The sequence below is a fragment of the Photobacterium sp. BZF1 genome, from assembly GCF_014349205.1.
Taxonomy (GTDB): Bacteria; Pseudomonadota; Gammaproteobacteria; order Enterobacterales; family Vibrionaceae; genus Photobacterium.
Window position 1 is genome coordinate 11,757 of the sequence record NZ_JACSOF010000036.1, and the last position, 19,512, is coordinate 31,268.

Annotated in this window: 18 protein-coding genes; 8 read left to right on the forward strand and 10 right to left on the reverse strand. The window is 51.2% G+C overall.

Features of this window, described 5'->3' with window-relative positions:
* The first annotated feature begins 4 nt into the window (after positions 1-4).
* Positions 5-799, forward strand: coding sequence for a 3-methyl-2-oxobutanoate hydroxymethyltransferase (gene panB / locus BIZ37_RS10115; RefSeq protein ID WP_107301162.1), 795 nt, complete (start codon positions 5-7; stop codon positions 797-799).
* Between the two features lie 9 nt (positions 800-808).
* A complete protein-coding gene (panC, locus tag BIZ37_RS10120; protein WP_187461399.1) occupies positions 809-1,687 on the forward strand; it encodes a pantoate--beta-alanine ligase in 879 nt (292 codons plus the stop codon).
* A 64-nt stretch (positions 1,688-1,751) separates the two neighbouring features.
* Here the strand turns inward: panC and BIZ37_RS10125 are convergent, their stop codons facing one another.
* Positions 1,752-2,522, reverse strand: a complete 771-nt coding sequence (locus BIZ37_RS10125; RefSeq protein ID WP_107301160.1) for an ABC transporter permease — start codon at positions 2,520-2,522, stop codon at positions 1,752-1,754.
* Positions 2,519-3,451 (reverse strand): ABC transporter ATP-binding protein, encoded by a 933-nt coding sequence (locus BIZ37_RS10130; protein ID WP_107301159.1) that lies wholly within the window; start codon positions 3,449-3,451, stop codon positions 2,519-2,521. The genes BIZ37_RS10125 and BIZ37_RS10130 overlap by 4 nt, the downstream gene beginning before the upstream one ends.
* 199 nt (positions 3,452-3,650) lie before the next feature.
* Here BIZ37_RS10130 and can point away from each other — a divergent pair, with 199 nt between their 5' ends.
* Entirely contained in the window at positions 3,651-4,304 is a 654-nt protein-coding gene (gene can / locus BIZ37_RS10135) for a carbonate dehydratase (RefSeq protein WP_187461400.1), read from the forward strand.
* A gap of 68 nt (positions 4,305-4,372) precedes the next feature.
* Here can and hpt read toward each other — a convergent pair whose 3' ends face one another.
* Complete coding sequence (hpt, locus tag BIZ37_RS10140) at positions 4,373-4,906, reverse strand: hypoxanthine phosphoribosyltransferase (protein WP_107301157.1); 534 nt, start codon at positions 4,904-4,906, stop codon at positions 4,373-4,375.
* Positions 4,907-5,127: 221 nt separating this feature from the next.
* On the opposite strand from hpt, the gene BIZ37_RS10145 reads away from it, so the two are divergent.
* Positions 5,128-5,718 carry a TetR/AcrR family transcriptional regulator gene (locus BIZ37_RS10145; RefSeq protein ID WP_187461401.1) on the forward strand — a complete coding sequence of 197 codons (591 nt, stop codon included), beginning with the start codon at positions 5,128-5,130 and terminating at the stop codon, positions 5,716-5,718.
* Between the two features lie 82 nt (positions 5,719-5,800).
* Here the strand turns inward: BIZ37_RS10145 and BIZ37_RS10150 are convergent, their stop codons facing one another.
* The 6 genes from BIZ37_RS10150 to BIZ37_RS10175 form a co-directional block, all read right to left on the reverse strand.
* Positions 5,801-6,835: an ABC transporter ATP-binding protein gene (locus BIZ37_RS10150; RefSeq protein WP_107301155.1), complete on the reverse strand. Its 1,035-nt coding sequence runs from the start codon at positions 6,833-6,835 to the stop codon at positions 5,801-5,803.
* Positions 6,835-8,463, reverse strand: coding sequence for an iron ABC transporter permease (locus BIZ37_RS10155; protein ID WP_187461402.1), 1,629 nt, complete (start codon positions 8,461-8,463; stop codon positions 6,835-6,837). The genes BIZ37_RS10150 and BIZ37_RS10155 overlap by 1 nt, the downstream gene beginning before the upstream one ends.
* A gap of 181 nt (positions 8,464-8,644) precedes the next feature.
* On the reverse strand, positions 8,645-9,658 hold the full coding sequence (locus BIZ37_RS10160; protein ID WP_187461403.1) for a Fe(3+) ABC transporter substrate-binding protein: 1,014 nt from the start codon (positions 9,656-9,658) through the stop codon (positions 8,645-8,647).
* Between the two features lie 167 nt (positions 9,659-9,825).
* A complete protein-coding gene (locus tag BIZ37_RS10165; protein ID WP_187461404.1) occupies positions 9,826-11,055 on the reverse strand; it encodes an ammonium transporter in 1,230 nt (409 codons plus the stop codon).
* A 25-nt stretch (positions 11,056-11,080) separates the two neighbouring features.
* Positions 11,081-11,419, reverse strand: a complete 339-nt coding sequence (locus BIZ37_RS10170; RefSeq protein WP_107301151.1) for a P-II family nitrogen regulator — start codon at positions 11,417-11,419, stop codon at positions 11,081-11,083.
* A gap of 193 nt (positions 11,420-11,612) precedes the next feature.
* Entirely contained in the window at positions 11,613-11,981 is a 369-nt protein-coding gene (locus BIZ37_RS10175) for a YacL family protein (protein WP_107301150.1), read from the reverse strand.
* Between the two features lie 117 nt (positions 11,982-12,098).
* On the opposite strand from BIZ37_RS10175, the gene BIZ37_RS10180 reads away from it, so the two are divergent.
* The 4 genes from BIZ37_RS10180 to BIZ37_RS10195 all read left to right on the forward strand — a co-directional run bounded on the left by BIZ37_RS10180 (position 12,099) and on the right by BIZ37_RS10195 (position 16,612).
* Positions 12,099-13,235: a sugar diacid recognition domain-containing protein gene (locus BIZ37_RS10180; RefSeq protein WP_187461405.1), complete on the forward strand. Its 1,137-nt coding sequence runs from the start codon at positions 12,099-12,101 to the stop codon at positions 13,233-13,235.
* 159 nt (positions 13,236-13,394) lie between these two features.
* On the forward strand, positions 13,395-14,660 hold the full coding sequence (locus BIZ37_RS10185; protein ID WP_187461406.1) for a GntP family permease: 1,266 nt from the start codon (positions 13,395-13,397) through the stop codon (positions 14,658-14,660).
* Between the two features lie 12 nt (positions 14,661-14,672).
* Positions 14,673-15,809 carry a glycerate kinase gene (locus BIZ37_RS10190; RefSeq protein WP_187461407.1) on the forward strand — a complete coding sequence of 379 codons (1,137 nt, stop codon included), beginning with the start codon at positions 14,673-14,675 and terminating at the stop codon, positions 15,807-15,809.
* 341 nt (positions 15,810-16,150) lie between these two features.
* Positions 16,151-16,612, forward strand: a complete 462-nt coding sequence (locus BIZ37_RS10195; RefSeq protein ID WP_107301146.1) for a DoxX family protein — start codon at positions 16,151-16,153, stop codon at positions 16,610-16,612.
* A gap of 216 nt (positions 16,613-16,828) precedes the next feature.
* Here the strand turns inward: BIZ37_RS10195 and acnB are convergent, their stop codons facing one another.
* Positions 16,829-19,426 carry a bifunctional aconitate hydratase 2/2-methylisocitrate dehydratase gene (gene acnB / locus BIZ37_RS10200; RefSeq protein WP_187461408.1) on the reverse strand — a complete coding sequence of 866 codons (2,598 nt, stop codon included), beginning with the start codon at positions 19,424-19,426 and terminating at the stop codon, positions 16,829-16,831.
* Positions 19,427-19,512 lie beyond the last annotated feature (86 nt).

The following is a 19,512-nucleotide window of genomic DNA, read 5'->3' on the forward strand; positions in this document are numbered from 1 at the left end:
ACACATGAAAAAGATCACTATCAACGACCTGATGACATGGAAGCAGGAAGGTCGTAAATTTGCCTCGGTTACCGCGTACGATGCCAGCTTTTCCCAGCTGTTCGAACAGCAAGGCGTACCAGTGATGCTAGTCGGCGACTCGCTGGGCATGGTACTGCAAGGCAAGCCTGACACCCTTCCGGTAACGGTAGAGGATATTGCCTACCATACCCGTGCGGTTCGTGCCGGTAGTCCAAACTCACTGCTGATGGCCGATATGCCATTTATGAGCTATGCCACCCCTGAGCAGGCTTGTGAGAATGCCGCGACACTAATGCGTGCCGGTGCCAACATGGTGAAGCTCGAAGGCGGCGGCTGGTTGGCTGAAACTGTGACCAAATTGACCGAACGTGCTGTGCCTGTCTGTGCGCATTTGGGGCTAACCCCTCAATCTGTCAATATTTTTGGTGGCTACAAAGTGCAAGGACGTGACTCCGACCACGCTGAGCAGATGGTAAAAGATGCTATCCTGCTGAAAAACGCGGGTGCACAAATTATCTTGCTGGAGTGCGTACCGGCCAGCCTGGCAGAGCGTATCACCAAGGCCGTTGAAGTACCGGTGATCGGTATCGGTGCTGGCAATGTGACTGATGGCCAGATCTTGGTCATGCACGATATGTTCGGGATTTCAGCTAACTATATCCCTCGTTTCTCCAAGAACTACCTGGCAGAAACCGGCGAGATGCGCGCAGCCGTCACCAAATACCTAGAAGATGTCGAGGCCGGCACTTTCCCTGGCCCAGAACATACCTTTGAATAAGGAATAAAAATGCAAACATTCGCCGAGATTGCCCAGATCCGCGAGCAAATCCGAAGCTGGCGCCGTGAAGGCCGTCGGATTGCTTTCGTACCGACAATGGGAAACCTGCATGAAGGCCACCTGACGCTGGTCCGCAAGGCCCGTGAAATGGCAGATGTGGTTGTGGTTAGCATTTTTGTCAATCCGATGCAGTTCGACAAGGCAGACGATCTCGACAACTACCCGCGTACCTTGGAAGAAGACTTGGCCAAGCTGAACAACGAAGGCGTTGAACTGGTCTTCACCCCGACTCCGGACATCATGTACCCGGAAGGCTTGGACCGCCAGACTTTCGTTGAAGTCCCAGGCCTATCGACCATGCTTGAAGGTGCCCTGCGTCCAAGTCATTTCCGTGGTGTTTCGACGATTGTGACCAAGCTGTTCAACATTGTTCAGCCGGATATTGCCTGCTTTGGCGAAAAAGACTACCAGCAGCTAGCCCTGATCCGCCAGATGGTGATCGACCTAGCGATGGATATCGAAGTTGTCGGCGTTGCCACTGTCCGTGAAATGGACGGCCTGGCCATGAGCTCACGCAACGGCTACCTAACCGTTGATGAGCGCCAGCGTGCCCCAGTACTGGCCCGCACTATGCGCTGGATCAGCAGTCAGATGCGCGGCGGCCGTAGCGACTACGCCGAGATCGTGGTCGATGCCAACGACCAGTTGCGTGCTGCCGGCCTGCAGCCAGATGAAATTTATATCCGTGATGCAGTCAGTCTGCAGCCTGTGAGCGAAGAGACCCAACAGGTCGTGATCCTGATGTCTGCCTTCCTCGGCAAAGCCCGCCTTATCGACAACCAGGTGGTTGAGCTAAGCACGGCAACAGCTGCAGCAACAGAAGAATAAACAGCATTCCAGTAATAAAAAAATCCCGGCCTTGGCCGGGATTTTTGTTTTCGGGATACCTAACTTATGAACGCAGGCCAATACCGCGCGAGATCAGGTAATAGCAGATGCTGTAAAGGATAACGGTAAACACGCCCAATACGGCAAACGACGTACCGATACCGACATCAGATACGCCAAGGAAGCCGTAACGGAAGGCATTGACCATGTAGACGATTGGGTTCAGCTTTGACACCCCCTGCCAGAACTCCGGCAGCAAGCTCAGTGAGTAGAACACCCCACCCAAGTATGTCAGCGGTGTCAGCACGAAGGTCGGGATAATACTGATATCATCAAACGTCTTGGCAAAAACAGCATTGATCAAACCGCCTAGCGAGAACACCACAGAGGTCATCAATACGGTTGCGACAATAACGCCAAAATGAGCGATTTGCAGGTCGACAAACAATAGGGAAACCACGGAGACAATCACACCCACACCGAGGCCGCGCAAGACCCCACCACCGACAAAGCCGGCAATGATGATGTAGTTCGGCACCGGCGCCACCAGCAGTTCCTCGATATTGTGCTGGAACTTGGCACTGAAGAACGACGACGCCACATTGGAGTAGGAGTTGGTGATCACCGACATCATAATCAGGCCGGGTACAATGTATTCCATGTAGCTGAAACCGCCCATCTCACCGATACGGCTACCGATCAGGCTGCCGAAGATCACGAAGTACAGGGTCATAGTAATTGCCGGCGGCACCATGGTTTGTACCCAGATCCGGGCAAAGCGGTTGACTTCTTTGGTGATCAAGCTTTTGAAGGCAATCCAGTACTGCCGATTCATGATTGGACTCCTTGCTTACTCTTGCTGTTGGCCACCAGCGTCACGAACAATTCTTCTAGACGGTTAGCCTTGTTGCGCATAGAAATAACGTCGATCCCCTGCTCTGTCAGTAGACTAAACACATGGTTGAGGCTATCCCCTTTGTTGATATCCACTTCAAGGGTGTGGTTATCCGGCAGCTTCCAATTGATATCTTCCAGTACGGGTTTGTTGCCGTTCAGTTTGACATCAAGGATGAAGGTTTCAACCTCTAGCTTACCAAGCAGCGCTTTCATCGACGTGTTCTCGATAAGCTCGCCGTGATTGATAATACCGATGTTGCGGCACAGCATCTCGGCTTCTTCTAGGTAGTGGGTGGTCAGGATAATCGTTACTCCCTGGCGGTTGATTTCTCGCAGGAAGTCCCACATCGAGCGGCGTAGCTCGATATCCACCCCGGCAGTTGGCTCATCGAGGATCAGAAGGCGTGGCTCGTGCATCAGGGCACGGGCAATCATCAGGCGGCGTTTCATTCCGCCCGACAGGTTGCGGGCGCGCTCTTTGCGCTTGCCCCACAAGTCGAGCTGGGATAGGTATTTTTTCGCCCTTTCTTTAGCCAGCTCCTTCTCAACCCCGTAGTACCCAGCCTGGTTGATCACGATCTGCTCAACGGTCTCGAACTGGTTAAAGTTAAATTCCTGCGGCACCAAGCCCAGCTGTTTTTTGGCTTCAACGATCTGGGTATCCAGGTCATAACCGAACACCTTCACCTCACCCGAGGTTTTGTTAACCAGCGAGCTAATGATGCCAATTGTGGTTGATTTACCAGCACCGTTTGGGCCTAGAAGCGCGAAAAAGTCGCCTTCCTTAACACATAGGCTCATATTTTTCAGTGCATTAACGCCACCTTTATAGGTTTTGTTTAAATTTTGTATTTCCAAAGCGTTCATAAAATGCGATCTTAATGTTAGAAACTTTCTTCGGACAACTACTCCGATTTGATATCGAGACAGCTTGTGTATAGTTACATCCGGTTTACATAGGTCTCAGGACTGACAGCAGGACTGATACCTATGTAAATTTGTTTTTCCCCAGCACCAGGGAGCTTCCCTGAACTGCGGGTATAAAATATCAGAGAAAGGCATCATCATGGCAGATATTAAACAGCTATTCGCAAATAACGTTGCTTGGTCAGAGAATATCAAGGATGAAAATCCGGAATTCTTCAGCCATCTTGCGAAAGCCCAGCACCCTGAGTACCTATGGATCGGTTGTGCCGACAGCCGAGTTCCCGCCGAACGCCTAACCGGATTGGATTCCGGCGAGCTCTTTGTTCACCGAAACGTGGCCAACCAGGTCATCCACACCGATCTTAATTGCCTGTCTGTGGTCCAGTACGCCGTCGACGTTCTGAAAGTTCGCCACATTATTGTCTGCGGCCATTATGGCTGTGGTGGTGTGACTGCCGCTATCGAAAACCCACAACTTGGCCTTATCAACAACTGGCTACTGCATATCCGCGACCTGTTCATGAAGCACCGAGATGACCTTGCCCATTTGCCTCGTGAAGAGTGGGATGACAAGCTCTGCGAGCTCAATGTCGCTTACCAGGTCTACAACCTAGGTAACTCCACCATCATGCAGCAAGCATGGGAGCGTGGCCAGCAAGTGAAGATCCATGGTTGGATTTACGGTATCGGTAATGGCCAATTACGTAACCTTGGTGTAACTGCCACTAGCCGTGAGTCGCTTGAAGCCTCATACAACGCAGCAATGGCCGAGATCCTGCCTCACAAAGGCTAATCGCCCAGATATCCAATACAAAAAAGCGACTGTCGACCAGTCGCTTTTTTAATGCTTTGAAATCAGTATTAGTCTTCCAGCGGAACGACTTTACCGATATATGGCAGGTGGCGGTACTTCTGGGCGTAATCGATACCTACACCAACGACGAATTCATCAGGAATTTCAAAACCCACCCACTTCACGTCTACGTGAACTTCGCGGCGCGAAGGCTTATCCAGCAGGGTACAGATTTCAATTGAGTTTGGTTCACGCAGCGACAGGATTTCACGCACCTTGTTCAGGGTATTGCCAGTATCAATAATATCTTCAACCAACAAAACGTCCTTACCCTTGATGTCATCATCCAAGTCTTTAAGGATGCGCACATCACGGCTGCTTTCCATCGTGTTGCCGTAGCTTGATGCGGTCATGAAGTCGACTTCATGAGTCAGTTCAATTGCACGAGCCAGATCAGCCATAAATACGAACGAGCCACGTAGCAGACCCACCATGACCAGATCTTTGGAATCTTTATAATGTTCAGTGATTTGCTTTCCCAGCTCTGTTACACGTGCCTGAACGTCCTGCTCAGAAATCATTACTTCAATGGTATGTTTCATCTTTATCTCCATCAGTACGGCTGACCTGCCGCCTGTCGGCTTGCGGTAAAACGGAGCCTTATTCTATCACCACTACAAAGTAATAGTTATTTTATCGACCCTGTCAATTGTATGATACAGAATGAATAAAACATGATTGAATATAACTAGTTGCTACTGTAAAGTGAACGCGTGTACAAATCATAACCAAAATAATGACAATTGAGCTAGGAATCAGAGACATGGATACGATCGCGAAAAGAACAAGGACCCGTCTATCCCCAGAAAAACGTAAAGAACAGCTACTCAACTTCGCTTTGGATGTTTTTGCCCGACGCGGCATCGGCCGTGCCGGACATGCAGATATCGCCGATATGGCCAATGTTTCTGTGGCCACCGTTTTTAACTACTTCCCGACCCGTGAAGCCTTGGTCGAAGAAGTCTTGACCCAGGTTGAGCAGCACTTCAAGGCTATGGTGAACGAGAACTTAGCCGGTGATCAGCCTTTCGAGCAACAGCTTACGGCTATTTGTTACCACCTGATCGATGAAGTGGTCGAGCAAAAAGACTGGTTGAAGGTATGGTTTGAATGGAGCACATCAGTGCGGGAAGACATCTGGCCCCATTTTGTCAGCAGCAACCAAGATAACTTCTCAAAAATTGCCGAAAAGTTCGAACAGGCCAACCTTCCGGGCAACCTTTCTGCTTATGACCTCGCCTGGCAGTTCCAGGGGGTGTGCTACATTGTTTACCTGCAAGCCAATATCTCCCCGGAGCGGGAAGAGATGCAGGCATTGGCAGACAATCACATCAAAGCGCTTTTCAGAAAATAACGGCCCTTACAGGCACCAATGCAACAAGGCCGGTCATGATGACCGGCCTTGTTGTTTTTCTTCAGTGCATTTCGCTCAAAGGTTAGCTAGCCGCGGCAAACACGACCGGGTCGTGTGGCTCCAGGGTGACGGCTACACGCTCACCAATCTGCAGGATGAGGTGCGAGTTAACAATCAGGCTATGGCCTTGGAATTCGACCGTATAGCGGCAAATGTCACCCATAAACAGTTGCTCGGTGATCACCCCTGCTCCATCTTCTGCCGGTTGAACGTTGAGGTTCTGCGGACGAAGCAGCCATTCAGCATCGCCGTTGCTAGCCGGCGCGCTATTGACGTTAATCGCTCCAAATGGAGTCGATAAGGTTTGGCTATCAGCCAATGTCACCGGCAAGTATGAGCCAGTACCAAGGAACTCGGCAACAAAGCGGCTGCTCGGACGGTAATAAAGCTCAGTCGCTGTGCCAAATTGCTCGATCACCCCGTTGTTCATTACCGCCATCCGGTCAGCAAAGGCAAAGGCTTCCTCGCGGCTGTGGGTAACGAAAATCGCGGTCACACCCTGCGCCTTGAAGATACGGCGGATCTCTTTGATCAGGCCATGGCGAACTTGGGTATCGATATTGGAAAACGGCTCATCAAGCAAAATCAAATCTGGCTCGCAGGCCAATGCCCTGGCAATAGCCACACGCTGCTGCTGGCCGCCAGATAACTGGTGCGGATAACGGTCATCAAGGCCAGTCAAACGTACCAATTCGAGCATTTGCTGGATCTTGGCCGTCACTTTTTCCTTGCTCCAATCACGCAGGCCAAAAGCAATGTTTTCAGCAACGGTCAGGTGAGGGAACAAGGCATAGTCCTGGAAGATCATCCCGATGTTACGCTTTTCAGGCGGCAACCAAGTGTGCTCATCAGCAATCGTTCGGCCATTGATATGGATAACACCACTTTCCAGCGGCAGCAGGCCCGCAATGGCCTTTAGCAAGGTTGTTTTACCACAACCACTGGCACCAAGCAGGCAGACAATTTCATTGTCTTTGACTGGCAGGGACAAGTTTTCCAATACGGCCTGACCGTTATATTTACAAGTCAGGTTGCTTACAGATAATGCGTGAGTCATCAGTGTTTCTGCTCCAAAGAACGGTTAACCATCACCAGAGGGATCAGGCCAACAATGACCAGTAGGATCGCCGGTAAGGCAGCCAGCTCAAGCTGCTCGTCAGAAGCGAAATTATAGACATAGGTTGCCAATGTCTCGAAGTTGAATGGGCGAAGTAGCAAGGCGGCATTGAGCTCTTTCATCGACTCAATAAACACCAGCAGGCCGGCAATCAAACAACCACGGCGGATCAAAGGTAGATGGACGCGACGCAGCATCGCCATCGACGCATAGCCCATGGTTTTGGATGCCATATCGAGTGACGGCGGGATCTTGGCTAGGCTACTTTCGATACTCCCCACAGCCACCGCAGCAAAGCGCACCACAAAGGCAAAAATAATGGCAAACATGGTGCCGGAGAAAATCAGCCCAGGCCGACCTAGCCCATTAGCAATAGTGAAATCGTTAAGCAGATGATCAGCACTGGTTAGCGGGATCATCACACCAATAGCCAACACCGTACCCGGTACAGCGTAGCCCAATGACGAGATCCGCGTCGGTACCACAGTAATGCTACGGCCATCCAGACGACGGTAGAAGTTCACGATTAATGCGAGGGCGACAGCCAACACAGCGGCAATCAGCGAGACTTTCAGGCTATTGATACTGTATTGCTGGAACTGGCTGGTCCAGCTATCACCGAAGTAATGCCAGGCATAGTAACAAAGCTGCATCAGAGGCAATAGGAAGGCAAAGCCAATCAGGCCCCAGCACCACCCCATAGCTACCCACTTCTTCCATCCCGACAGGGTGTAACGGATATCATCGCCATGTTCGAATTCCTGCTGGAACATTTTCTGCTTGCGGCGGCTGAAACGCTCGGCGCTGATCAGCACGAAAATCACCAACAGCATAATGGCCGAAATCTTGGCAGCGGCATTGAGGTTGGAATAACCGAGCCAGGTATCGTAGACCGCCGTAGTCAGCGTGTTCACCGCAAAATAGCTAACAGTACCGAAGTCCCCAAGGGTTTCCATCGCCACTAGGGACATCCCCACCGCAATCGACGGACGGGCCAGCGGCAGGGAAATACGGCGGAAGCTATCTAGCGGACTGCACTTAAGTAGACGGGCTGATTGCAACAGGCTCGTACTTTGCTCCATAAACGCCGCACGGGCCAGCAGGTAAATATATGGATAAAGCACCAATGCAAGGACAAGGCAGGCACCGCCCAGCGAGCGGATATTCGGGAACCAGTAGTCATGGATAGTCTGCCAGCCAAAAATATCACGCAGCAGAATTTGAACCGGGCCGGCATAATCGAACCAATCGGTATAGATATAACCGATAATATAGCCCGGCATGGCCAAAGGAAGTACCAGCGCCCACTGCAGTACCCGCTCACCGGGAATACGGCACATTGCCATGATCCAAGCGGCAGGCAAGCCAAACAGCAGAGCCAAAATCAGGGTACCCGCCACCAGCCAAAACGTATTGGCGGCATAGGTCGACATCACGGTTCCCATTAGGTGGGAGAAGACGTCATCGGCCTCACCGAGGGCGGTGTAAAAAATGGCCAGAATAGGCAAAACCAGCAGCAGGGAAAAGCCCCAACCACTGGTCCGCCAGAAGAGATATTTTTCTTTCATTGCTAACTACTTAGTACCTTTTGCAATCAAGAAGTGGCACCGGTGCACTTCTCCTGCCGCTCATTCCCGACTTAGGGGGAAAAACCTTGCTACAGGAGGGGAGAAACTACCACAACTTATTGGAAAAAGTACTTAGCCTTGAGCAATAAATGGGGCATTAAGCCCCATTTTTTGTAACCAATTACAGATCAAACTTCACTTCGTCTAGAAGTTTGATAGCTGTGCTGTGGTACTCGGCGACTTTATCCAGAGAAACTTCGTCTGCTTTGAAGTCACCCCAAGAAGCCACTAGCTCAGAACGCTTAACGCCTTCTTTGACTGGGTACTCGTAGTTAACTTCTGCATACATCTGCTGGGCTTTGTCGCCAGTCAGGAATTCCATCAACTTCAGGGCATTTTCTTGGTTTGGCGCGTATTTCGCCATTGCCATACCACTTACGTTTACGTGGGTGCCGTTGTTTTCCTGACCCGGGAAGTTGATGTATACCGCTTCAGCCCAAGACTTCTGCTTATCATCGTTAACCATTTTGCCTAGGTAGTAGCTGTTACCGATTGCTAGGTCACAAAGACCTTCTTTAACGGCTTTAACCTGCGCACGGTCATTACCCTGCGGCTTACGAGCTAGGTTTGCTTTGTAGCCTTCTAGCCACTCTTTAGTTTCAGCTTCGCCGTAGTGAGCAATCATCGAAGAAACTAGAGAAATGTTGTATGGGTGTTTGCCAGAGCGCGTACAGATTTTACCTTTCCACTCAGGCTTAGCCAGATCAGCGTAATCGAAATCTGCTGGTAGGCGGCCTACACGGTCACGTGAAGAGTAAACGTTACGGGTACGTAGCGTTAGTGCGAACCACTCGTCTTCATTATCGCGGAACTGTGCTGGTACATTGGCATCAATCACTTTGCTGTCAACGGCTTGTACTAGCTCTTTGTCAGAAAGCTCAACCAAGCGGCTGATATCTGTTGTCAGGACCACATCTGCTGGGCTGTACTGGCCTTCCTGCTGAAGTTTTTCAGCCAGACCTTCTTTAGCAAACTTAACGTTTACTTTAATACCCGTTTCAGCGGTGAACTCTTTGAACATTGGCTCAACCAAGAATGGCTGGCGGTAAGAGTAAACATTGACTTCTTCCGCTGCGATTGCCGCTTGCGGAGCCGCCAAGCCCAATAGAATTGCCGATGCCAACAGCTTTTTCATTATGATCCTTCCCTTAAAGTAAACGCAAAATGTAATGATAATACTTCTCAATGACGCATGATTATAATGTAGCTTATCTTTAAAGCAATGGCTTGTAACATTAACAAACAAAAAAACGCTGCCAGTTAGCAGCGTTTTTTCAAAGTTGTGAACTAAATATATGTTACTTATTTCACGCTAACAAATTCTGGGTAGGCATCGATACCACAATCGTGTAGGTCCATACCCGCCAGCTCTTCTTCTTCTGTTACTCGGATACCTACTGTGTACTTCAACACAGCCCATACCGCCAAGCTTGCCGCGAATACCCAACCGAAGATGACTGCCGCACCCAGAAGCTGAGCACCGAAGGTCGCATCGCCGTTGCTGAATGGCACAACCATCAGGCCGAAGAAACCACACACACCGTGCACCGAGATAGCACCTACAGGATCATCAATCTTAATCTTGTCAAAGCCGATGATGCTGAAGACTACAAGTGCACCAGCAATCACACCGATAATCACAGAAGCGATTGGCGATGGAGACAGTGGATCCGCCGTAATGGCAACCAGACCAGCAAGCGCGCCGTTGAGGATCATGGTCAAGTCAGCCTTGCCCCAAGTCGTCTTACACACTGCCAGTGCAGCAATGGCACCCGCTGCCGCAGCCGCGTTGGTGTTCAGGAAGATTTGACCAACCGCTGTTGCGTTTTCGAAGTCAGAAACCATCAGCTGTGAGCCACCGTTGAAGCCGAACCAGCCCAGCCACAGGATGAAGGTACCCAGCGTTGCCAATGGCATGTTAGAACCCGGGATTGGGTGAACCGCACCATTCTTGCCGTATTTGCCCTTACGAGCACCCAGTAGCATCACACCCGCTAGCGCTGCAGCAGCACCTGCCATGTGAACAATACCTGAGCCAGCGAAGTCACTGAAGCCTGCTTCAGACAGGAAGCCGCCGCCCCAAGTCCAGTAACCTTCCAGTGGGTAGATGAAGCCAGTCAAAATGACAGAGAAAATGAGGAATGACCATAGCTTCATACGCTCGGCAACTGCACCCGATACAACAGACATAGCCGTCGCAACAAATACTACCTGGAAGAAGAAGTCAGATTCTAATGAGTGGTCTGCACCTTCTGCCTGAGAACCAATCAAGGCACCAATTGATGGTAGCCAGCCGCCTTCGCCATTGTCGACATACATAATGTTGTAGCCAACAATCAGGTACATGGTACAAGCGATGGCATACAAGCAGAAGTTCTTGGTTAGAATTTCAGTGGTGTTCTTTGAGCGCACCAAGCCTGCTTCCAGCATGGCAAAGCCCGCTGCCATCCACATAACCAGTGCACCAGAAATCAAAAAGTAAAAAGTATCGAGTGCGTAACGCAGCTCACTTACAGTCGTTGCTAGTTCCATAATCTTCGTCCCCTACGCTTAATTCTTATAACGCTTCTAAATCCGTTTCACCGGTACGAATACGTACTGCATGGTCTAGGTCGTAAACAAAAATCTTGCCGTCACCGATCTTGCCGGTCTGTGCTGCCTTTGAAATGGCTTCGATAATGGCTTCTAGGTTTTCTGCCTGAGTCGCAATTTCCAACTTCACTTTCGGTAGGAAATCCACCTGATACTCTGCCCCACGGTACAGTTCGGTATGGCCTTTCTGGCGACCGAAGCCCTTGACCTCTGAGACTGTCATCCCCTCAACACCAACATCTGCTAGCGCTTCACGTACATCGTCCAACTTGAATGGTTTGATTATTGCGTTGATCAATTTCATTGCATGCTCCTCGAAAACAGAATTCCTTCTCAATCACAGTTCAATAACAAACAAGCAACGTGCCAACTTTTTTAATACTTTATTTTCAATGACTTAATAAATAATGTGATTTTGATACAAAAAAGGCCGCACCCAAATGGTGCAGCCCTTTCACTAAAATGAAGCATTTTTAGCCGTTCGTCGGCATTAGAGATCAAAAACGGGTAACGAACGCACGCCATGCCGTCAAAACCTGTGCAAAGTCCTCAAACCCGCACACTGCCACCGCTTCTTCATCATAGAAGTCCAGATTGTCTTCCAGCTCGGTGTCATCCTCGGAAAACAGATAGTTAGCCTGTACCACGGCTTCATTGTCCTGCAGGCTCAAGGTCAGCTCGTCACCGATAATCCGCCACTCCTGGGTACTGTTTTTCAATGCACCAAGCTGGGACATCACGGTATCTATCTTATCGAAGTCCTTGCCGATCTCTTCCACCAACCAACGGCCCAGGGCTTCATGCCCCATTGAGAAAACCGCATGATAGCTACCGTCTAGGGTATTTTTCTTAAAGTCGTAATCCATAGCTATCCTCTGTGTGATGTCAGTGATCTAAAGTGCAATGATGGTACACTTGTTTGAGCGGACGGCGTTCTGCCATCCTTCGCGCAAGAGCGCACATTTTCAGGATCTGACACAGAAATGCAACTCAATGCGACCATTGCCCGCCAAATCGTCGAGCGGGCGATGAAAATCATCAAGCACTCGGTCAACGTGATGGACGAATATGGCCGGATCATTGGCTCCGGTGATCCCAGCCGCCTCAACCAGCGTCATGAAGGGGCTATCTTGGCGATTACCGATAACCGGGTGGTTGAAATCGACCCCGGCACCGCGCTGCAACTTAAAGGGGTAAAGCCCGGGATCAACCTGCCAATTGTCTTCCGCGACCAAATTATAGGTGTGGTGGGGATCTCCGGCACTCCGGATCAAGTGCGCAACTATGGTGAGCTGGTCAAGATGACCGCCGAGTTGATCGTCGAGCAAGAAGCACTGATGTCGCAGGTGCAGTGGAACAAGCGCCACCGCGAAGAGTTGGTACTGCAGTTGATCAAAGATACCGAACTCAATGATGCCCAATTAAACTCCATCGCCCAAAAGCTGGATCTTGACCTGGCCCAGCCGCGTATCGCCGCCCTGGTCAAAGTGATCCCAGCCGCCGGTGAATCGCTATCCCTTGAACACCTACAGAAAATGGTCCACCTGCTCGAATACCCTGAGCGCGATAACCTAGTCGGGATCCATTCCGTCTCGCTCAATGAGATCGTGGTACTCAAACCGATCACACTGGAAGATTCAGGCTGGTCGCGATCTATCGAGCAGAAGCGGATCAACAAACTCATGCGGCGGGTTGCCAAAGAAAGCCATTTCTCAATCCAAATTGCCCTCGGCGACTATTTCCCCGGGCTTCAAGGACTGTCACGCTCTTTCCAGACTGCCCAGGCGACCCTCAAGGCTGGGAGCAGTGAAGAGAGTGTCTTGTTCTACCAAGATCACCTGCTGCCTGTTCTGTTAAGCAGCCTCAAAGATGACCCGTGGCGCTATGAACAACTGATGCAACCACTGGAAGCCCTCAAGGCCAATGACCCCAAGGGCACCTTGCTAAAGACCTTGAAGGTATTTTTTGCTCAGAATTGTGATTTAGCTCAAACGTGTGAAACGCTCCACATTCACCGCAATACCCTGCGTTATAGGCTTGATCGCATCGAACAAGAAACAAATTTAAACATCAATAACTTATCCGATAAAACCCGGTTATACCTCGCCCTCTCCTGCTAGTTCAAAAAAGCCACAAATTGTGCAATTGCACAAAAATATGTTTTTGAGGTGGTGATTTTTCGTCACCTCGCCTAAAGCCAAACGTTGCTTGCCCGAGTACATTCCACCGCAGTTAGGAATTTTGATTTTTTCTTTTTTAATTTTGACGTGGAATAGAACATGGTAGAAGTATCAACACTGGGCGCGTTAGCCGCGCTGGTAGTGGCCATTAGCCTGATCCTGAAAAAAGTCCCGCCAGCTTACGGCATGATCATCGGTGCCCTTGTCGGCGGTATCGTCGGTGGCGTATCGCTGACCGATACCGTAAACCTAATGATTGGCGGTGCGCAGGGCATTGTCACTGCAGTATTGCGTATCCTGGCAGCAGGTGTACTTGCCGGTGTGTTGATTGAATCTGGTGCCGCGACCTCTATCGCTGAAACCATCGTCAAAAAAGTCGGTGAAACCCGTGCCCTGCTGGCACTGGCTGTCGCAACCATGATCCTGACTGCTGTCGGCGTCTTCGTTGACGTTGCGGTGATCACCGTTGCTCCTATCGCACTGGCCATTGCCCGCCGTGCAGACCTATCGAAAATGGCTATCCTGCTTGCCATGGTCGGTGGCGGCAAGGCCGGTAACATCATGTCGCCGAACCCAAATGCCATCGCTGCAGCCGATGCCTTCAATGTCCCGCTGACGTCTGTCATGGCTGCCGGTGTGATCCCTGGCCTCTGCGGTATGGCTTTCGCCTACTTCATTGCGAAAAAGCTGGTTAACCGTGGTAGCAAAGTTGCCGAGCATGAAGTCGTCAAAATCGACCACAGCCGCCTACCAAAATTCGGCGCTGCGATTGTTGCCCCGCTTATTGCTATTGCGCTGTTGGCACTACGCCCTATTGCCGGTATCAATGTTGACCCGCTAATCGCCCTACCGCTAGGTGGCTTGGTGGGTGCTGTTGTCATGGGCCGCTTCCGCGATACCAACCACTTTGCCGTGTCTGGTCTAACCCGTATGGCACCTGTTGCGGTCATGCTGCTAGGTACCGGTACACTGGCTGGCATCATTGCCAACTCTGGCCTGAAAGACGGCCTGATTGACCTGCTAACGGCTTCTGGCCTGCCATCTTACCTGCTAGCCCCTATCTCAGGTTCGATGATGGCACTGGCTACCGCTTCAACCACTGCCGGTACTGCCGTTGCTTCTAGCGTATTTAGCCACACCATCCTTGAGCTTGGCGTACCTGCGCTAGCCGGTGCGGCGATGATCCACGCTGGTGCAACTGTACTGGACCACATGCCTCACGGCAGCTTCTTCCATGCCACGGGTGGCGCTGTACATATGGATATCAAAGAGCGCCTCAAGCTGATCCCTTACGAATCAGCAGTCGGCCTGATGATTGCCGTCATCTCAACCCTCATTTTCGGTGTATTCGGTTTCTTCGTTTAAGGATTTATAGTCATGAAAATTGTTATTGCCCCAGATTCGTACAAAGAGAGTTTGACAGCCATGGAAGTGGCAACGGCTATCGAGGCGGGTTTCCGCCAAGTCCTGCCGGAAGCGGAGTACCATAAACTACCTATGGCTGATGGCGGTGAAGGCACAGTGCAGTCACTGGTTGATGCCACTAATGGTTCTATTATCGAGCAACCGGTTACCGGCCCTCTGGGTGAACAAGTCGAAGGTTTTTACGGCGTAATGGGCGATGGCCGCACCGCAATTATCGAAATGGCAGCAGCCTCTGGCCTACACCTTGTTGAGCCTGAGCTACGCAACCCGCTGAAAACCACGACTTTCGGTACCGGTGAACTTATCAAAGCCGCTCTAGACAAAGGTGTCGAACATATCATCGTCGGTATCGGCGGCAGTGCCACCAACGACGGTGGTATCGGTATGGCCCAGGCCCTGGGTATCCGCCTGCTTGACGAAAACGGTGAAGAGATTGGTTTCGGCGGTGCCGAGCTAGCCCGTATCGCAACCATCGATAAAACCAATCTAGACCCACGCCTCGCAACCGTGAAACTGGAAGTAGCCTGTGACGTCGACAACCCACTATGTGGCCCGAAAGGCGCGTCGCATATCTTCGGCCCACAAAAAGGCGCGACACCAGAAATGGTCGAGCAGCTTGACGCTAACCTGGCCCACTACGCCGACATCATCAAGGCCCAACTAGGCCGTGACGTGAAAGATATGGCTGGTGCCGGAGCTGCCGGTGGACTTGGCGCTGCCCTGCTTGGCCTACTAGATGCCAGCCTTCGTCCGGGTATCGACATCGTAATGGATGCGGTTAACCTGCTGGACGTTTGTGCTGATGCTGACTTGGTGATCACCGGTGAAGGCCGCATCGACAGCCAGACCGTACACGGCAAAACTCCAATCGGTGTTGCCCGCACAGCCAAACGCTTCCATCTCCCGGTAGTCGGTATTGCCGGTTGTCTGGCTGCAGACTGTGACGCGGTTTACGACCACGGCATCGATGCGGTATTTAGCGTAACGCCACGCGCCATGGAGCTTAAAACAGCAATGGAAGAAGCCGCGTTCAACGTCGAGATGACCGCCCGCAACGTGGCCGCCATGCTAACTGTCGGCAAGCGCTAAGCCATTCCGATTAGAAAACGAATATCAAAAGCCGGTACATCTGTATCGGCTTTTCTTTATGTGCCCGCTTCACTTACTTGATGTACGAACTGAGAAATTCCCCCCCATGTCTACTTTACGGGGGTCATATCAATATCACCTCTAGCCTTTAGCCTTTAGCCTTTAGCCTTTAGCCTTTAGCCTATTGCCCCTCGCCATACGCCTATCGCCATACGCCTCTCACCCCAAATCGTGTTAGCTTCCTCACAGAACCACACATTGATCTACGCCATTCAGATTAAAGTCATGTCAGCCGTAGTCTAATAGAGCAAGCTCCTCTTTATTCTTTAAAGGATCCTGTCATGGACAAACTACTTGCTCTCCTATCCGGCCGCAACGGATCTCACCGCATCGAAGATCTGCTTCTGCTGTTGCTCCGTTTGGCCATCGGTGGCGCGATGCTGACCCACGGTATCGGCAAAATCATGAACTTCAGCGAACTGGCCCCCACCTTTATCGACCCGTTCGGTATCGGCTCTACCCCGAGCTTGGTGCTGGCAATGCTGGCTGAAGTACTGGGTTCTATCGCCCTGATGCTGGGTGCCTTTACCCGTATCAGCGCGTTGGTGTTGCTGTTTACTATGGGTACGGCAACTTACGCAGTGGGAATGCTGAAAGGTTGGGCGGGCGCAGAACTGGCCTTTATCTACTCGCTGGTCTATCTGACCCTGATGGTACAGGGTGGCGGCCGTATCGGCCTTGAGCATTTCTGGCTCAGCAAGCGCCGCAAAGCCAAGGCTTTGGCGAAAGAAAAAAGTGCATAAATACAGGCAAACACAAAGCTTATTTATCACTACCCATGCTGCTGGATAAAATTTCAAAACCTACCCGCCATGGACGGCGGGTCGGAGCGACATGGATGTCACTTCTGCGTTTTTGAAAATTTCATTCAGCGGCTTGGAGCACAACAGACAATTTTACGCTCACAACAAACAAAAACGCCTCCAAATGGAGGCGTTTTTATTAGTAGCAACTGACCCTTAGGCTGGCTGCTGGATAATCACATCATCCGCTTTCTTGGTATACTGGTCCATGCGGTGGAAGTTGAGGTAACGGTAGGTATCCGCTGCCGTCGCATCGATCTGCTTAGCGTACTCCAGGTACTCTTCCTTAGTCGGGATACGACCAAGGATTGCGCCTACTGCCGCTAACTCTGCTGAAGACAGGTACACATTGGCACCGGTACCCAAACGGTTCGGGAAGTTACGGGTCGATGTCGACATCACTGTTGCCTTATCGGCAACACGGGCCTGGTTACCCATACACAGTGAACATCCCGGCGTTTCGATACGCACACCAGCACGGCCGAAGATACCGTAGTAACCTTCTTCAGTCAGTTGGTCTTTGTCCATCTTGGTCGGTGGTGCAACCCACAGACGGGTATCAAGCGTACCGCCAAATTTCTCTAGCAGTTTACCTGCCGCACGGAAGTGGCCGATGTTGGTCATACAAGAACCGATGAACACTTCATCGATTGAGGTACCCTGCACTTCTGACAACAGGCGGGCATCATCCGGGTCGTTTGGCGCACACAAGATTGGCTCGTCGATTTCAGCCAAATCGATTTCGATAACATGCGCGTACTCGGCATCGCCATCGGCTTCCATCAGCTCAGGATTTGCCAACCACTCTTCCATCGCCGTGATACGGCGCTCGATAGTACGGCGGTCGCCATAACCTTCGGAGATCATCCACTTAAGCATCACGATGTTCGAGTTCAGGTACTCGGCAATCGACTCTTGCGATAGCTTAACAGTACAACCTGCCGCACTACGCTCGGCAGATGCATCGGACAACTCAAACGCCTGCTCAACCGTTAGGTGCTCAACACCTTCGATTTCCAGTACGCGCCCAGAGAACTCATTGATCTTACCGGCTTTCTCAACGGTCAATAGACCCTGCTTAATGCCGTAATAAGGGATGGCATGAACAAGGTCACGCAGGGTAATGCCTTCTTTCATCTCGCCCTTGAAGCGAACCAGGATAGACTCAGGCATATCAAGCGGCATAACGCCGGTTGCTGCCGCAAACGCGACCAGGCCAGAACCTGCCGGGAACGAAATACCCAATGGGAAACGGGTATGTGAGTCACCGCCGGTACCTACGGTATCTGGCAATAGCATACGGTTCAGCCATGAGTGGATAACACCATCACCCGGACGTAGCGACACGCCGCCACGGTTCATGATGAAATCAGGTAGGGTATGGTGGGTGTTCACATCCACCGGCTTAGGATAAGCCGAGGTGTGACAGAACGACTGCATAGTCAGTTCAGCCGAGAAGCCTAGACAAGCCAAATCTTTCAGCTCGTCACGGGTCATAGGACCTGTGGTATCTTGCGAACCAACCGTTGTCATTTTCGGCTCACAGTATGTGCCAGGGCGAACACCTTCAACACCACATGCTTTACCGACCATCTTTTGGGCTAAGGTGTAGCCTTTGCCAGAATCTTCAACCGCAACCGGGCGGCGGAACACATCAGAAGAAGCAAGACCCAGAGCCTGGCGGGCACGGTCAGTCAGACCACGGCCGATAATCAGAGGAATACGGCCACCGGCACGCACTTCGTCAATCAATACATCGGTTTTCAGCTCGAAGGTAGAAACTACATCGTCGCTGCCGTGGCGGCGGACTTCACCTTTGTATGGGTAGACATCAATCACATCACCCATGTTCAGCGCAGTCACATCGACCTCGATTGGCAATGCACCGGCATCTTCCATGGTATTGAAGAAGATTGGCGCGATCTTACCGCCAAGTACGTAACCACCAGCACGCTTGTTAGGGACGTTAGGGATATCATCGCCCATGAACCACAATACCGAGTTGGTCGCCGACTTACGGGAAGAGCCCGTACCGACTACATCACCAACATAAACCAGTTGGTGGCCTTTTTCTTTCAGTGCTTCAATTTGCTTGATAGGACCGATTGAGCCAGGCTGCTCAGGTTCGATGCCTTCACGCTCGTTTTTAAGCATCGCAAGGGCGTGTAGCGGGATATCAGGGCGCGACCAGGCATCTGGTGCCGGAGACAGGTCATCGGTGTTAGTTTCGCCAGTGACCTTGAATACGGTAAGGGTGATTTTTTCCGCCAGTTCAGGTTTAGACAGGAACCATTCTGCATCAGCCCAAGATTGGATCACCTGCTTGGCAAAGGCATTGCCCGCTTTGGCTTTTTCTTCGACGTCATAGAAGGCATCGAACATCAGTAGAGTATGAGACAGCGCTTTAACCGCAATTGGTGCAAGGGCATCATCGTCCAACAATGAAACTAGCGGCTCAATGTTATAACCACCTTGCATGGTACCCAGTAGCTCGGCAGCTTTTTCCTTGCTGACGATCGGGGACTGCGCTTCGCCTGTTGTTAGTGCAGCAAGGAAGCCTGCCTTCACATAGGCGGCTTCATCTACACCAGGGGGAATACGATTTTCCAGGAGATCTAGCAGAAAGGCTTCTTCACCGGCTGGTGGAGTCTTTAGTAATTCAACCAGGGCGGCAACCTGCTCAGCATCGAGCGGCTTTGGAACAATTCCTTCTGCAGCACGTTCTTCGACGTGTTTACGGTAGGCTTCAAGCACGACATATTCCTCATTTTAGGTTTGGCCGCGATGGCCAAACATCCTTGGAAGTGATTGATCTGCCGTTAGCATGCTGGAAGGGCTTG

Bases quoted from the DNA above. Each gene is read 5' to 3' on its own strand.
- panB (WP_107301162.1), top strand. From the start codon at position 5: ATGAAAAAGATCACTATCAACGACCTGATGACATGGAAGCAGGAAGGT.
- panC (WP_187461399.1), top strand. From the start codon at position 809: ATGCAAACATTCGCCGAGATTGCCCAGATCCGCGAGCAAATCCGAAGC.
- BIZ37_RS10125 (WP_107301160.1), bottom strand. From the start codon at position 2,522: ATGAATCGGCAGTACTGGATTGCCTTCAAAAGCTTGATCACCAAAGAA.
- BIZ37_RS10130 (WP_107301159.1), bottom strand. From the start codon at position 3,451: ATGAACGCTTTGGAAATACAAAATTTAAACAAAACCTATAAAGGTGGC.
- can (WP_187461400.1), top strand. From the start codon at position 3,651: ATGGCAGATATTAAACAGCTATTCGCAAATAACGTTGCTTGGTCAGAG.
- hpt (WP_107301157.1), bottom strand. From the start codon at position 4,906: ATGAAACATACCATTGAAGTAATGATTTCTGAGCAGGACGTTCAGGCA.
- BIZ37_RS10145 (WP_187461401.1), top strand. From the start codon at position 5,128: ATGGATACGATCGCGAAAAGAACAAGGACCCGTCTATCCCCAGAAAAA.
- BIZ37_RS10150 (WP_107301155.1), bottom strand. From the start codon at position 6,835: ATGACTCACGCATTATCTGTAAGCAACCTGACTTGTAAATATAACGGT.
- BIZ37_RS10155 (WP_187461402.1), bottom strand. From the start codon at position 8,463: ATGAAAGAAAAATATCTCTTCTGGCGGACCAGTGGTTGGGGCTTTTCC.
- BIZ37_RS10160 (WP_187461403.1), bottom strand. From the start codon at position 9,658: ATGAAAAAGCTGTTGGCATCGGCAATTCTATTGGGCTTGGCGGCTCCG.
- BIZ37_RS10165 (WP_187461404.1), bottom strand. From the start codon at position 11,055: ATGGAACTAGCAACGACTGTAAGTGAGCTGCGTTACGCACTCGATACT.
- BIZ37_RS10170 (WP_107301151.1), bottom strand. From the start codon at position 11,419: ATGAAATTGATCAACGCAATAATCAAACCATTCAAGTTGGACGATGTA.
- BIZ37_RS10175 (WP_107301150.1), bottom strand. From the start codon at position 11,981: ATGGATTACGACTTTAAGAAAAATACCCTAGACGGTAGCTATCATGCG.
- BIZ37_RS10180 (WP_187461405.1), top strand. From the start codon at position 12,099: ATGCAACTCAATGCGACCATTGCCCGCCAAATCGTCGAGCGGGCGATG.
- BIZ37_RS10185 (WP_187461406.1), top strand. From the start codon at position 13,395: ATGGTAGAAGTATCAACACTGGGCGCGTTAGCCGCGCTGGTAGTGGCC.
- BIZ37_RS10190 (WP_187461407.1), top strand. From the start codon at position 14,673: ATGAAAATTGTTATTGCCCCAGATTCGTACAAAGAGAGTTTGACAGCC.
- BIZ37_RS10195 (WP_107301146.1), top strand. From the start codon at position 16,151: ATGGACAAACTACTTGCTCTCCTATCCGGCCGCAACGGATCTCACCGC.